This is a genomic window from Armatimonadota bacterium, from assembly GCA_029907255.1.
Classification (GTDB): Bacteria; Armatimonadota; UBA5829; order DTJY01; family DTJY01; genus JAIMAU01.
On sequence record JARYMF010000006.1, the window covers coordinates 42,327 to 57,276 of the forward strand.

At 49.2% G+C, this 14,950-nt stretch carries 9 protein-coding genes; 8 read left to right on the forward strand and 1 reads right to left on the reverse strand.

The window, feature by feature from the left end; all coding sequences use genetic code 11:
• Positions 1 to 459 precede the first annotated feature (459 nt).
• Entirely contained in the window at positions 460 to 7,428 is a 6,969-nt protein-coding gene (locus QHH26_06715) for a family 10 glycosylhydrolase (GenBank protein MDH7481652.1), read from the forward strand.
• 293 nt (positions 7,429 to 7,721) lie between these two features.
• Here the strand turns inward: QHH26_06715 and QHH26_06720 are convergent, their stop codons facing one another.
• Complete coding sequence (locus tag QHH26_06720) at positions 7,722 to 8,210, reverse strand: hypothetical protein (GenBank protein ID MDH7481653.1); 489 nt, start codon at positions 8,208 to 8,210, stop codon at positions 7,722 to 7,724.
• A 311-nt stretch (positions 8,211 to 8,521) separates the two neighbouring features.
• Here QHH26_06720 and QHH26_06725 point away from each other — a divergent pair, with 311 nt between their 5' ends.
• The 7 genes from QHH26_06725 (at position 8,522) to QHH26_06755 (ending at position 14,907) form a co-directional block, all read left to right on the forward strand.
• Positions 8,522 to 8,899 carry a response regulator gene (locus tag QHH26_06725; protein ID MDH7481654.1) on the forward strand — a complete coding sequence of 126 codons (378 nt, stop codon included), beginning with the start codon at positions 8,522 to 8,524 and terminating at the stop codon, positions 8,897 to 8,899.
• A 25-nt stretch (positions 8,900 to 8,924) separates the two neighbouring features.
• On the forward strand, positions 8,925 to 10,427 hold the full coding sequence (glgA, locus tag QHH26_06730) for a glycogen synthase GlgA (GenBank protein MDH7481655.1): 1,503 nt from the start codon (positions 8,925 to 8,927) through the stop codon (positions 10,425 to 10,427).
• Between the two features lie 322 nt (positions 10,428 to 10,749).
• A complete protein-coding gene (locus QHH26_06735) occupies positions 10,750 to 11,544 on the forward strand; it encodes a FliA/WhiG family RNA polymerase sigma factor (protein ID MDH7481656.1) in 795 nt (264 codons plus the stop codon).
• Positions 11,545 to 11,610: 66 nt separating this feature from the next.
• Positions 11,611 to 12,594: a peptidyl-prolyl cis-trans isomerase gene (locus QHH26_06740; GenBank protein ID MDH7481657.1), complete on the forward strand. Its 984-nt coding sequence runs from the start codon at positions 11,611 to 11,613 to the stop codon at positions 12,592 to 12,594.
• Positions 12,594 to 13,274: an SAM-dependent methyltransferase gene (locus QHH26_06745; GenBank protein MDH7481658.1), complete on the forward strand. Its 681-nt coding sequence runs from the start codon at positions 12,594 to 12,596 to the stop codon at positions 13,272 to 13,274. The genes QHH26_06740 and QHH26_06745 overlap by 1 nt, the downstream gene beginning before the upstream one ends.
• Positions 13,264 to 14,055 carry a nucleoside triphosphate pyrophosphohydrolase gene (gene mazG, locus QHH26_06750; protein MDH7481659.1) on the forward strand — a complete coding sequence of 264 codons (792 nt, stop codon included), beginning with the start codon at positions 13,264 to 13,266 and terminating at the stop codon, positions 14,053 to 14,055. The genes QHH26_06745 and mazG overlap by 11 nt, the downstream gene beginning before the upstream one ends.
• Before the next feature lie 12 nt (positions 14,056 to 14,067).
• Positions 14,068 to 14,907, forward strand: coding sequence for a BsuPI-related putative proteinase inhibitor (locus tag QHH26_06755; GenBank protein ID MDH7481660.1), 840 nt, complete (start codon positions 14,068 to 14,070; stop codon positions 14,905 to 14,907).
• Positions 14,908 to 14,950: the final 43 nt, after the last annotated feature.

A 14,950-nucleotide genomic window follows, 5' to 3' on the forward strand; every position in this document is an offset into this window, starting at 1 on the left:
ACTTCAATACCTTAGTAAATTTTCCTTAGCGATAGCTTCAAAAAGAAGAAAACAAAAATTATCATCGAGTGTTTCTTGTATGGAATTACATTAAAACGAATCCCCAACTTGCTTGCAAAGTAGCAGAATTGGCGAGAATCGCATCAAAGATTGTTCAAGTAGCATCTTCCTCATCAAAAAATCACTAAATTTTTTATTTCCAGAAAAAAACTATTGCAGTTTTCTTAATTAAATGCTAGCATATCACCCAATAATTTCCCCCATAGAAGTTTAAGGATGTGCACCTTGTTAGTTTTTGGCTCGGCCACCAGCCAGTAGCGAGGTTGTTTGGTTCTCCAAAGTGCCAAATCTTGCAAAAAACTGTCGGGGGAAGGAGGTGTTTTGCAAGATAAAAGATGCCGACATTTGCCATTGGTTTTTTGGAGAACAACAACCGTGAAAAAGGAAAGGAGCAAAGGAATGGCGAGATCATGGGTGCTGATGTCGCTGCTGGTGGCTGTAGTGCTACTGGTGGCGGCAAACATACCCCCTGCCTTCTGTTATGAAGGCGAAGTTTGTGCTTCGTTGGTTCCCGCTCCACCAGGGCGTTGGAACCAACCGCTCATGCCACTCTTCGAAGCAGCCGCTGAGCGACACAACGTTCCCTTACCTTTGTTGCTCACATTGGGATACTTTGGCAGCAACTTTGAAAACCGAGGTGATGCGCCAACCATCGAAGGCGGTTACGGCGTAATGGCACTCCGTGAAAACAACAAATGGGGATGCAACTCGCTTTTAGAGGGCGCAGACCTTATAAAAATGCCACCAGGGCTTCTCAAAGTTCATGCTGCCGGCAACATCAACGCTGCGGCAGCTGTGCTATCGGCCTATGCGAACAAGTTCAAAATTGACCGTAGCAAAGGACTCGAAGCATGGCTTGAGCCTATTATCAAGTATGCTGGATTGGATGAGGAGAACAGCCGCTTCTTTGCTGCTGAGGTTTATGAAAAACTCCTCACTGGCATGGACTACACAAACTCTGCAGGGGAACGGTTTTATTTCCCACCTCAGGAGATAGGGGCAATAGATCTTTCTGATCTCTTCCCCAAGGAGGGCGTTGGAAGACAAAAAGAATCAGGAAGCCTCGCGGATGCAGAAGCAACAGGGAATGGTGGTGCAAGTGTCTTATCCACCGACTATGGCCCAGCAATTTGGGACCCTGCACCTAGCTGCAACTTCTCTTATTCGCAGTACAACAAGACCACGGTTGTAATCCACACCATTGAGGGCACTGCAGCAGGTGCTCGGGCGTGGATGAAAAACTGTGACTCCAACGTAACCTCCCACTATGTCGTCTCCGAAGCCGGAGGCGTGTGGCAGATGGTGCGAGAGATATACACGGCCTGGCACTGCGGATGTGCGAACTCTTACTCCCTTGGCATTGAGAACGAGGGATATGCCGCATCTTCCTCTCATCCAAAGACCTTGTATGATGCAGCCGGCCTGTTGACGCGCGACATGTGCAACGACTGGGGAATCGTAAAGGAGCATCGCTCTTGTCCTCCTGGTGTCCTTGGCCACAAGGATATAAATGTATGCGTTTGCGGTGGCGACCACTGGGATCCAGGCAACGGCTGGGATTGGAACTACTTCATGAGCGTAGTGAAGGGTACGCCAACAACGCCGACCTGGGCTGCCAGCTACAAAGCGCAGTCTTATCCGTCCAGCATGGTCGCTGGGTCAACCGCCATCGCATGGGTGGAGTTTACAAACACCGGCACAGGCACCTGGACCCATGGGAACACCCGACTTGGAACCTCGAGTCCACAAGACAGAGCGAGCCCATTCTACAACTCCTCAAACTGGATTAGCAGCAATAGGCCCACTGATGTGGACCAAAGCAGTGTTACCAATGGACAGGTTGGACGCTTCACCTTCATATTGAAGGCGCCCACCACCCCAGGCACGTACACCGAAAAATACAGGCTGGTCCAGGAAGGAGTAACGTGGTTTGGCCCTGAAATTACGTGGACTATTACGGTTACTGCCGCTACTGGAAACATCACTGGCACCGTCACCAACTCAGTTACAGGAGCAGCAATTTCGGGAGCCACGGTAGCTGTAACAGGCGGTCCGTCAACTACCACAAATACCTCGGGCGTTTACAACATCACTGGCCTGAGCGCTGGAACTTACACAGTAACCGTAAGCAAGTCGGGCTACACCGCGAAGAGCGCATCAGTTACCGTAACCGCTGGTGCGACGACCACAAAGAACTTTGCTTTGGTGCCGACTGACACAACACCGCCGAGCACACCAACCAACCTCGTAGCTCGCGCAACCGCGCCGACAAGGATTAGCCTAACCTGGACGGCATCAACGGACAATACAGGGGTGGCTGGTTACAAGATTTACCGTGGCGGCACTCTCATAGGAACGGCGCCAAACGCAAGCGGCTACACGGACACCACTTGTTCCGCAAGCACCAGCTATACCTATACGGTGAGCGCATATGATGCCTCCGGAAATGAATCCTCCCAGAGCTCGCCTGCTTCAGCAACGACTCCGCCAGCGGAGATAATTATTGACAATCCATCCGCCGAATTCACTGGCGTGTGGACTACAGCCACTTCGTCTACCGACAAGTATGGCGCAGACTATGCATTCGCAAGCACGGCTGAGACTGAGGGCAAGACCGCAATATGGCGGCCAAACCTGGCATACGGCGGCACGTACGACATCTACGTCTGGTACCCACAGGGGTCCAATAGATCTACCGCCTCACCGTTCACCGTGTTCTACTATGGCGGAAACGAGACCGTAAGGGTGAATCAGCAGACAAACGGCGGCCGATGGAACCTCCTGCGGTCAGGGAATGTTTTCGCCACAGGTACATCGGGTTATGTAAAGCTGGGCAATGGCACAGGTAGCACAGGTTATATCGTTGTGGCGGATGCAGTCCGCTTTGTGACTATCTCAGTTGACACCGGCCCTGATACAATTCCGCCGAGCGTTCCGACCAACCTAGTGGCGACCAGGGTATCGCTAAACCAAGTAAACCTAACCTGGACAGCCTCGACCGACAACGTAGGAGTCGTCGGATATAAGATTTACCGAAACGGCGCTCTCCTAGCCCAAAAGGCAGGTGGACCCAGCTACTCAGACACGACAGTTCAGCCGAATGTTACTTATACCTACACAGTGAGCGCATATGACGCCGCGAATAACGAGTCGGCGCAGAGTGCTCCAGCAACAACCGAGGGCATGAACGAATTCCGTGCTTTCTGGGTAGACGCTTGGGGATCCGGTTATGAGAATTCCTCAGCCACTACAACTATGCTGGACTATGTGCAGTCGTGCAATGCAAATGCAGTCTTGGTTGAGATGAGAAAACGCGGAGACGCATATTACACATCCTCATATGAGCCAACGGGAACTAATATAACCCCCGAGCCTGGCTACGACTGTCTTGCAGATATAGTCACGAAGGCACATAACCGGAATATCGAGGTGCATGCTTGGGTGGTCGTGAACCGCGTATGGACTAGCCAAACTCCTCCGCCTCAAACGACACCCAACCATGTGTTCAACACCCACCCGGAGTGGTTCTCGCTAAGCTCCACTGGGTCGATGTTCTATGGAGACGACAGTTGGCTCGACCCAGGCCATCCAGATGTCGAGAACTACCACAAGAACGTCTTCATGGAAATAGTCCAGAACTACGACATTGATGGCTTAACTTTGGACTATATCCGATATCCGAGCACGAGCTTTGGTTATAATCCAACTGCAGTCGCCCGATATAATGCTGAGTATGGCACTTCAGGCAACCCATCCACAACGGATACACGCTGGCTGAACTGGAGAAGAGACCAGGTTACCAACATGGTGAAAAGGATCTATCTCGAAGCCAAAGCCATCAAGCCATACATCAAAATAGGCGCTGCTGTTTGGAGCCCGGCATCGACTGGAAATGCAAGCTACCTGCAGAATTGGGATCAGTGGATGAGCAACCACTGGCTTGACTATGTCTGCCCAATGAACTACACCGACAACAACAACGTCTTCGATGGTGACAACCAGGACAGCATAGGAAGACAGTACGGACGCCACATCTACCCCGCCCAGGGCAGCTACCTGAATACAATCAGCAACTCAATGACCCAGATTCTTTCGGTACAGAATCTAGGCTTCCCGGGTGTAACCCTGTATGACTACCGGCGAACTAATAGCGGCACGGTCGACAGACCTGCCTTCAGGGATGCTCTGATTGGCACAGGTGGGCCATTCTCGGCACCCCGCACTGTTTCGCCAATGTACTGGATTGATGCGCCAACAACCGGCATGCTCAAGGGCTTTATCAAGACCAGCTCTGGCACGGCGATCTATCCGGCAACAGTTACCATCCAGGGCAAATCAACGAAGAACAGCGGAACCGGCTTCTATGGATTCGTTGACTTGACTCCGGGAACCTACACTGTCACAGCAAGCGCTCCGGGATATGTTGCCAATTCTGCCCAGGTGACAATAACTGAAGGAGTGGTAACAACGCAGGACATAATCCTTGGCGTTGACAACACTCCGCCTGTCATTACGAACGTGGAAACAAAGAATGTCTGGGGGACCAATGCCCAGGTTGTATGGGATACAAATGAGCCTGCAACCAGCCAGGTCGAGTATGGGTTGACGCAATCCTATGGCAACCAGACTGCAGAAGACAACCAGCTCGTAACAGACCATACCGTTCAGCTTGTCAATCTCACGCAGAATACCCTATACCACTATCGCGTGAAGAGCAGGGACGGTGCAGGTAATCTGGCTACTTCCTCCGACTACACGTTCACCACTATTGGGAACGATGTCGTTGCCGATATAATCATTGACAACCCGCAGGCAACGCTTGTTGGTTCTTGGTTTACCGGTACTTCTTCCACCGATAAGTACGGGGCAGACTACTACTACTGCACGACTCAGCAGACTGAAGATAAGTCGGCAAGGTGGACGCCTAACATCATAGTTGCTGGCAGTTACGATGTCTTCGTTTGGTATCCTCAAGGCACCAACCGCTCGCAGAAGGCGCCATTCACCATTTATTACAATGGTGGCTCGAAGACATATAACGTGAACCAGCAGACAAACGGCGGCAAATGGAACCTGCTTGGCAGGCATCCATTCGCAACTGGCACGTCTGGCTACATTAAACTTGGCAATGGCACAGGCGAAAGCTCGCTAAACGTAATGGCAGATGCCGTCAAGCTCTCTTATGCCGACACTACCAAACCCAGCGTACCTACCGACCTCGTGGCAACGGCTGTTTCCGAAACCCAGGCGAATCTGAGCTGGACAGCTTCGAGCGATAACATCGGAGTTGCTGGCTACAAGATTTACCGAGATGATACGCAGATAGGCACCAGCTCCACAAACAGCTACTCTGACACAACCTGTGAGGCTGGAATGTCTTACACATACGAGGTTTCGGCTTATGACGCAGCAGGAAACGAGTCGGATAGAAGCGTTCCCGCCGAGATAACCATGCCTGGCGGCGACAGAATTCCGCCGAGTGTACCTCAAATCATTAAGGCGGACGGGAAGTCGCCATCGCAAATAGACATTGCGTGGACAACTTCAACCGACAACGTAGAGGTCGTTGGGTATAAGGTCTATCGCAACGGCAACCAGATTGCAACGACAACCAATACCTCTTACAGCGATACTGGACTGGCTGAACTTACGACTTATACCTACGAGGTGTCAGCATCCGACGCCGCAAATAACGAGTCATCCAGGAGTGCCCCTTATGAAGGCAGGACACTTGATGGCACACCTCCTAGCGTGCCTACGGGGCTGACCGCGACTCCCATATCCGAAAGTCGAATTGACCTGAGCTGGAATGCCTCAACTGATAATGTTGGGGTAACCAACTACAGGCTATATCGAAACGGCGTTGAAATCGCCGTACCGGTGACGACGACTTACTCGGATACAAACCTCGTCCCATCAACTACTTACACCTATCAGGTAGCGGCCGAGGATGCAGACCATAACGTGTCAGCCTTGTGTTCGCCTGTGACTGCCACCACGAATCAGGATTCGACTCCGCCGAGTGTGCCAACAAACTTGACTACCACGGCAGTATCGCGGTCGCAGATTAACCTGTCGTGGACAGCTTCCACAGACAACGTTGGTGTGGCAGGGTATAAGATCTATAGGAATTCCGTCCAGATCGGCACAAGCACCACGACTAGCTACTCTGACACCACCTGCTGGGGGAACACAACCTATACCTACAAGGTAAGCGCCTACGACGCTCGAGGCAACGAATCGGCGCAAAGCTCAGCCTCGGTACGAACAACCCCAGCTGTTACAGACATTATCATGGACAACACCGCAGCCACGCTTGTAGGAGCCTGGACCTCAGGAACTTCTACAACAGGCAAGTACGGTGCGGACTATATTTACCGAAGCACTGCGGTGACAGAAACAGGCTCGGCGACGTGGACCCCGCCTATTGACGTGTCAGGCTACTACACTGTCTACTGCTGGTATACCCAGGGCTCCAACAGGGCGACTAATGCACCCTATGTAGTCACCTGGTATAATGGCTCGCAAACAGTGAACATCAACCAGCAGTCCGGCGGAGGTACATGGGTCACGCTGGTTACTAGGAAAGTATACATGCAAGGCATCAGCGGCTCAGTAAAGCTACACAACGGCACCGGCTCGACCGGCTACATCGTTGTTGCAGATGCAGTGCGCTTCCAGATGACCTCGTCTGACCTTACACCGCCGAGCACACCAACCAACCTTACTGCCACGGCTGTTTCGAAGAGCCAGATTAACCTAAGCTGGACCGCATCCACGGATAACGTCGGCGTAGCTGGCTACAAGATTTACAGGAACGGCACGTACCTGACATCCGTAACCGGCACTAGTTACTCGAATACTGGGCTTCCAGAGAAGACAACCTATTCATACAAAGTGTCGGCATACGATGCGGCTGAAAACGAGTCTAGCCAGAGCAATCAGGCAACCGCAACTACATGGGAATCCCAAGTGATCGTAGACAACTCCGACGCTGGATTCTCCGCATCGGCCAACTGGTCCACAGGTACTTCCTCCACAGACAAGTATGGGTCGAACTACCGCTGGAGACCCACTGCCGCCACCAGCGACCATGCAGTATGGAACTTCAGCCTCATAGGTCCGGGAAGCTTTACCGTCTACGCGTGGTGGACGGTTGGAACAAACCGGTCTACTCAAGCCCCATACATCGTCTACTATAGTGGCGGAAATACAACCATAAAGGTAAACCAGCAGACCAATGGTGGAAAGTGGAACTCCCTTACAACGAAGACATTCGCAGGAGGGAGCAACCACGTCAACCTCTCTTGCTGGGCGACCACCGGCTACATAGTAGTTGCTGATGCCATAAAGCTGGTTCGGCAGTAGGAAAAGCAGTGCTGTACTAAAAGACCAGCATGACTCTCTCCACCGAGAGTGAGATATGGGCCGGCGAAAGCCGGCCCCCTCTTTTTTTTTCAAGCATTCTGAAAATATGGCAGTTACCCAAAAGCCTTCAAGAAATTGTTCGTGGTTGGCATGGCGATTAAGTGGAGTAAAAACAGTTGGATGGAGGATATCTTTTTAATCGAGGTGCAGCCGCATCATAAAAAACAACACAATAAACAGCTAGTTAGCATAGTAAATCCTGAGAAGAACACAAAAACACATCTCAGCAGCCTTTAGCGCTTCTTGCGATATATCTGATGTGAGACTTTGAAATATATCTGTTGGACGTCTTCGACTGGAATCCCTTTTTCCTCTGCAACGGATTGGAATGCCTTTGCCTCAGGGATTATTACATCCAAAGACATATCTTCCGGCTGGGGTGAATACTCGTTTTGCAGTTTGCGCATTTTGCGGACGACAGCAGAAAATACTTCGCGCTCAAAGGGGAGTATTTCTGGCGTGCGGTAGTTCCCTCGAGAATCCATCGATGTGTCGTACTCGCCAACAAATTCATGCGCGCCTCTCATTCTATCATATAAACCCGAAGATACTACCCCTACCGCCATTCCACCTACTATCGCAACAAACAGAAAAGTTATAACAAGCTTACTTCGCAAGCTGCGGGGCGATGACCAAAGAAAGAAAAAGCCTAAAGGGAATATGACTAATGCAGGTATAATAACCCATAATCGATGCCACGGCTTTATTCTCGATTTTCTCATATTTGTTTCCTGTTTCGAAGCATCAGATGCAGCAAAGCGCAGTAATTATATCATATATATCGGACATTTAGCAACTCAACACAAGACTCAACAATACACTCCACCAAAAACTTCTCAAATAAAAGTCACAACCTTGTGAAGAAATGTCTCTGTTTTCCAATAATCGAAAACGAGGGGCAATGCACCCAAGTTTCATACTAACCAATCGGTATCGCCGGCAGTCGCCATAAAAAATCCTAGCGCCGCTTGGCAAATGTGGGGCTGTCGGCGAATTCAAAAACTCGCTGCGAATTACAAAAGAGGTAAACAGATTGAGCAAAAGGGTGCTTGTTGTAAATGATTCTTTCGCCGACCGAATGATTTTAAGGGACCTTCTTGCGTCCCTCGGCTACTCAGTTGTCGGTGAGGCGAAGGATGGGCAGGAATCGCTCGATAAGTACAAAGAACTCCAGCCCGATTTGGTCATTGTTGATGTAGCCATGCGCGACATGGATGGCCCCAGCACTGTGAGAGAGCTTACACGCATTGACCCAAACGCAGTAATTCTAATGTGCGCAAGCCAGGGACAGCGAGTACTGGCAATGGAGTCATTGCAGGCAGGCGCAAAGGATTTTATTACAAAGCCTATAAACCCAAGGCGCCTCTTGAAAATCCTAACGGAACTCCTTAAGGAGCGCATGGCAGCATAAATCCCTAAAAAGTCAGGAGCAGAAAATGTCCAAGATGCTAAAGGTTCTATTTGTTTCCGCAGAGGTATCACCATTTGCAAAAGTAGGCGGTCTTGCAGATGTGGCAGGGTCGCTTCCAAAAGCACTCAAGGCAATGGGGCATGACGTGCGAATTGCCATGCCAGGCTACAAGATGGTGAAAGATAACCCAGCATATAATATCTCTGAGCGCTTAAAGAACCTAAATGTAACACTTGGCTGGCGAAATGTGGGCACTTCCATAAAAGAAACAACTCTGGGAGACGCCATTCCAGTGTACCTTATTTGCGCTCCATACTTTGAGCAGTGTGTAGATTCAAAAAGCATTTATATTCCTGGCAGCGAGCCTTACGCTTTCTTTGCCAAGGCAGTGCTGGACACAATTTGTGCAATGAAACCCACATGGAAGCCCGACATAATCCACTGCAACGACTGGCACACTGGACTGCTTCCGGTATATCGGAGCGTCTACTACGACAATGACCACGTGCTGGGGAAAGCGGCGTCGGTTTTTACCATTCACAACTTAGCCTACCAAGGTGAGTTCGATGCCTCAATCCTGCCGGACTATGGCCTTCCGGAATCGCTCTATACAATGGACAAACTCGAGTGCTATGGAAAGGTCAACTTCCTAAAAGCTGGCATAGTCTTCTCGGACCTTGTGACCACCGTAAGTCCAACATATTCCTGCGAAATCCAGACCTCCGAATATGGGTGCCGGCTGGAAGGACTACTCTTTTATATGAACAGTTTGGGACGCCTTCGCGGTATACTTAACGGCATTGATTATGAAGAATTCGACCCCGCCACAGACAAACGAATACGCTTCAACTATAGCGCAAGCAATCCCGAAGGTAAGGCAAAAAACAAGGCAGAGCTCCAATCAGAACTAGGCCTACCGATGGATCCAAACATCCCATTAATTGGATTGGTATCAAGACTCGCTGACCAGAAGGGCCTTGACCTCATCAGGGGAGCAGCGTCAAGGATTATGAAGCTTGGTGTGCAGTTGGTTGTTCTAGGCACGGGTGACCGCAAATACGAGAAATTCCTAACTCAATTGGAAGAAAAATACCCATCACAAGTCAAGGCAAATATTGGCTTTGATGTTAAGCTTGCACAAAGAATCTACGCTGGTTGTGATATGTTCCTTATGCCATCGAGGTTCGAGCCCTGTGGGCTTGGACAGCTAATCAGCTTGAGGTATGGAACAATTCCAATCGTCCGCAGTACAGGTGGCTTAGCAGACACAATAATCGGCTACGAACCATCAAATCCTAATTCGAATGGGTTCTGCTTTTGCGAATATAGCCCTACAGCACTACTCAAAGCAGTAAAGCAAGCAGTGGAAGTATACAAAGACAAGGCTGAATGGGACAAACTAGTTCGGAGAGCGCTTTCTAGTGACTACTCATGGAACACATCAGCACAAAAATACGTAAAACTCTATTGGGAAGCAGTTTCTTTGCGAAGACGAAATTGCATGGGTGAAGTACGTTCAGCGGCATGATTAGCATTGGTACATAATCTCGACGGCCACCCGGGTCGGTAGACTTTGGTCTCCGGCCCGGCTTTTTTTCTATTTAGAAAAACGTCTTTAATTTTTTGCCTTGGCAAACGAAATATGCAATTTCTTTACAGATTATGGAAAAGTTTAATTGTTGACATAGAATATGATTGTGGTATACAATTTTGCACAGTGGGTAGCCGGCAGATGGGGTTACGCACGACGAGCAAGCAATTTTGCAATCTGTGGGGTTACATTTACTCGAAGAAATGTCAACAATTTTATTTACATAGTTCCTCCGTAGAGGAACCCACTGCCTATTCTCATGCGTAATAAAGATAGCAAAACAACTACGGTCCCGGATATCAAGGAGCTCTGGAGGAAGTATAAGCAAGGCGGGGACCAAAACGCACGAGACGCGCTAATCAATCAGTATTCCTACCTCGTCAAGATTACGGCGGGGAGAGTGGTAACTAGCTTACCTCCCAACGTCGAACGAGACGATTTGGTTAGCGCGGGGGTCGTCGGCCTCATCAAAGCCGTTGACCAATATGACCTTGACAGAAAAGTTAAGTTCGAAACGTACGCTATCGCTTTAATCCGAGGCGCCATACTCGAAATGCTCCGCGAGGAAGATTGGGTGCCGCGGTCGGTAAGAGAGCGAGTTAAGAATCTAGAGCGAACGTATCTACAGCTTGAAATGAAGCTGGGAAGGCCGGCCACCGAAGAAGAAGTTGCAAACGCTCTTGGAATCGAACTGGATGACCTACATTCACTATTAGGCGATAGTGGTCGGGCCACACTCCTTTCGCTAGATGATGTAATCGTAAGCACAGATGGCAATGAACGAATCCATTTGTCTGATGTGATAAACGACCAGGCTGCAGCGCCATTAGCGGAAGTCGAACTAAAGGAGATGCAGAGGTCTTTGGCAGCTGCAATAGACAGACTTCCAGAGCGCGAAAGGCTGGTCATTGCCCTATACTATTATGAAGGGCTTACATTCAAAGAAATTGGTAAGGTTCTATCGGTATCAGAATCCAGGGTGTATCAACTTCACACTCAGGCGGTGCTGAGACTCCGTGGTTACCTTGCCAGAGACGTTGCTCTTTTCCATTAAACAAAAAAAATTGCCGCAAAAATTGAGAATAGCGGCCAAAAACCGAGAGGAGAGAAAAATAAGGGTATGAATCATGCGCAAAAGAAAGCATTAATTCTGGCGATTGTGGGCCTGATATTCGCAGGTATAATAAGCGGATGCGGTCGCGCAGCGGTCGCCAAAGTCAATGGCCACAAAATCACCAGGCAAGATTATTACAACAGGTTGGAGCGAACACTGATTGACACCCCGAACGGGCAGCAAGAAGTGGGTCTTTTAGTGCTACGCGATCTTATCAACGAACAACTGCTACTTGGGCTCGCTGAAAAAGAACACGTACCTCCCACCGACAAACAGGTTGAAGAACGCTACAATCATGCAAAAAAACAGCCATTCTTTATGAATAGGCTACGAGCGGCTGGCGTTACCCAAGAGCAAGCGAGGGACCTTCTTAGAGTTCAACAAGCACATTTCAACCTCGTGACTCGCGGAGTCAAAGTTACCGATAAGGAAGTTCGCGAATACTACGAAAAGCATAAAGACACCATATATACCCAACCTGAATATGCATTGGTTGCCGCCATATTTACAGATGACAAGAAGACCGCCGATGAAGCCTATGCACTTCTTCAAAAGGGAGTAGACTTTGGGACGGTTGCGCTGCAAAAGTCTACTGACCGCGTATCTGCCGCAGTTGGCGGGCGGCTAAGAAAAGCAATTGTCCGCGGTGACCCTGAGCTTCCTAAGGAAGTACAAGACGCCGTCCTCAGCAAAAAGAAAGGCGAATATACAAAGCCAATATTTGGCGGCAATGGATACGTGATATTCAAGGTACTTGAAAAGAAGCCAAAGCAGGTCCAGCCGTTCGAACAAGTAAAATACGGTATTTGGAACCAGCTGATGATAGAGCGAGGCTCAAAGAAGAACGACCTTGAAGCAATGCTCAATAAGTTCCGCGAGGAATCGGATATCAAGATTAACATCGAACGATATAGGCGGTTCTTACAGCCACCGAAGGCTCAGCCTATTCCAGGACAGCAGACACCAAACCCTGCGGCTCAGAAGAAGTAGTGATTACTGTAGTTGGCCTTGGGCCATCCGACTATAAACAAATCTCGGTGGGTGCGCGGAAAGCTCTCCGGTCTGCACCCACTGTTTTTGTGCGCACATCCAGGCATCCTGCCATAGATGGTCTAGCAAAGGATGGCATTAAATTCATTTCCTTCGATAATATTTATGAATCAGCGAAAAGCTTTGATGAAGTGTATTCGCGCATTGCCAAACTAGTACTCGAAGAGGCTAATCGTTCGGCTGAAGTAGTATACGCAGTGCCGGGTCACCCACTAATCGGTGAAGAATCAGTGCGAATCCTCCTGCGCGAGGCTTCCAATAAAAGAATACCTATAAGGATAGTTGGCTCAGAAAGTTTTATCGAAGCATCTTTAGAGGCACTTGGGATTGTTCTTGGCGAGGGTCTAAAAATCCTCGATGCCTTAGCTATTGGCAAGGTTAGGCCTGACCTTGACACGGGTAATCTAATTTACCAAGTTTACGACAAGCTAATTGCATCCGAGGTAAAGCTCGCTCTTATGGAAGTGTATCCAGACGACTATCAGATTAACATCATCTCCGCCGCTGGAACGCCAGAACAAAAGGTGCGCGAAATCCCACTTTTTGAGCTTGACAGATATGAATTCGATCACCTGACAACAGTATATATTCCGCCAATGGGAGACCAAAGTGAACGATAATGTAGGAACATCCTTCGAGAAACTCGTCAGCATAATGGCAAAACTTAGAGCGCCGGATGGTTGCCCATGGGATCGGGAGCAAACTCATCAGACGCTGAAAAAATACCTACTCGAAGAAACATACGAGGTGCTAGAAGCAATTGATGCTGGCAACATGGCTGAATTAAAAACTGAACTAGGCGACCTAATGCTTCAGATTCTTTTTCACGCCCAGATTGCCGCCGAAAAGGGGGTATTCAACATCAAGGATGTGCTCGAGGCAATCTCCGAAAAGCTTATTCGTCGCCATCCACACGTTTTTGGCGATGCAAAAGTTGCCTGCGCGGAAGAGGTTCTCCATCGGTGGGAGGAAATCAAAGCCTGCGAGCCTGGGTATGAAAAAAGGAAATCAATTCTAGACGGTGTGCCTAAAACGCTTCCAGCCCTCGCACGCGCTATGGAAATCTCAAAACGTGCCGCCGGCGCAGGGTTCGAGTGGCCTGATATGCATGCCGTCCTTGAAAAAGTTCGTGAGGAAATTTCCGAGTTAGAAAACGAGATACAAATCGGGAATAAAGAAAGAATCGCCGACGAAATTGGCGACCTCCTCTTTACTGTAGTAAACGTCGCTAGGTGGGCAAAAGTCGATCCTGAAGATGCGTTGAGGCGAATGATTGACCGCTTCATCGAGCGATTCAAACAAATCGAAGAAGTCGCACAATCAAGTGGCAGACAACTAAGTCAAATGAGTATTGAAGAAATGGATGCCATTTGGGACAGAGCAAAAACGCAACCTAATTAGGGGGTGCCTGTAATGTCATCAAAATTTGTACCTTGGGTCGCCATCCTTCTATGGGTGTCTACGGCTGTGTTCGCCCAATCGAGGGAATTCTTCTCAGCAAGCGAGATTTCCGACATCAAAGCAACCGTGTTGAGCATTCGCCGAATGGAGTTTCCGCGTGCAAAGCTCGAACTTCGGGTTAATTCAAGCTCAAACCACAAAGTACTCAACCCATCGTATGGAGCACGGATTATTACAGCAGAAAACTACCTCTGGAAAAGTGGCGGTCAGATTGATTACAAGGATAGTCGAAATATAGACTCTTTGGCAGCTTACTACCTGTTGCCCGGAGATGAGATACGTGCTAAACTAATGTCCGGTGTCATTCAGGGGTGCGAATGGCTAATTTATGGGATAAGCCGTAGCATGGAATACATACCAGCTCCCATCCCAAATCCGACGCCAAGTACACCGCCAAAAAGTACAAGCATGCATGGCAATATAATGTTAACCTTAGAGGCTGATAAGGAAACCTACCAGAAAGGTCAACCGGTAACGCTCACCTTCACAATCACAAACGTAGGTACCGCACCGGTGACATATAACTTCTCTTCAAGCCAAATGTATGACTTCGTCATCACTCAAGGCGGACGCGAAGTCTGGCGTTGGTCAAAAGGCAAAGCCTTCACTCAAGCGTTTGTATCGCTGACCCTGCAAGCTGGAGAATCGAAGAGCTTTCGAGAAACCTGGCGGCAAACAGGAAGCCAAGGAACCCAGCTGACGGCGGGTGAGTATTCGGTCACTGCAGTACTTACATTAGCCGACCGAAATGCAAGGCCAAGCGCAGGACCGATTAAAATTACCATACAATAAGCTGGCGGCAGAAATATCGACTGCCGAACGGATAACATAAATG

What these genes read in the sequence shown, in the direction of transcription:
- QHH26_06735 (MDH7481656.1), top strand. Translation starts at nt 10,750, where the DNA reads ATGCGTAATAAAGATAGCAAAACAACTACGGTCCCGGATATCAAGGAG.
- QHH26_06755 (MDH7481660.1), top strand. Translation starts at nt 14,068, where the DNA reads ATGTCATCAAAATTTGTACCTTGGGTCGCCATCCTTCTATGGGTGTCT.
- QHH26_06740 (MDH7481657.1), top strand. Translation starts at nt 11,611, where the DNA reads ATGAATCATGCGCAAAAGAAAGCATTAATTCTGGCGATTGTGGGCCTG.
- QHH26_06715 (MDH7481652.1), top strand. Translation starts at nt 460, where the DNA reads ATGGCGAGATCATGGGTGCTGATGTCGCTGCTGGTGGCTGTAGTGCTA.
- QHH26_06720 (MDH7481653.1), bottom strand. Translation starts at nt 8,210, where the DNA reads ATGAGAAAATCGAGAATAAAGCCGTGGCATCGATTATGGGTTATTATA.
- glgA (MDH7481655.1), top strand. Translation starts at nt 8,925, where the DNA reads ATGTCCAAGATGCTAAAGGTTCTATTTGTTTCCGCAGAGGTATCACCA.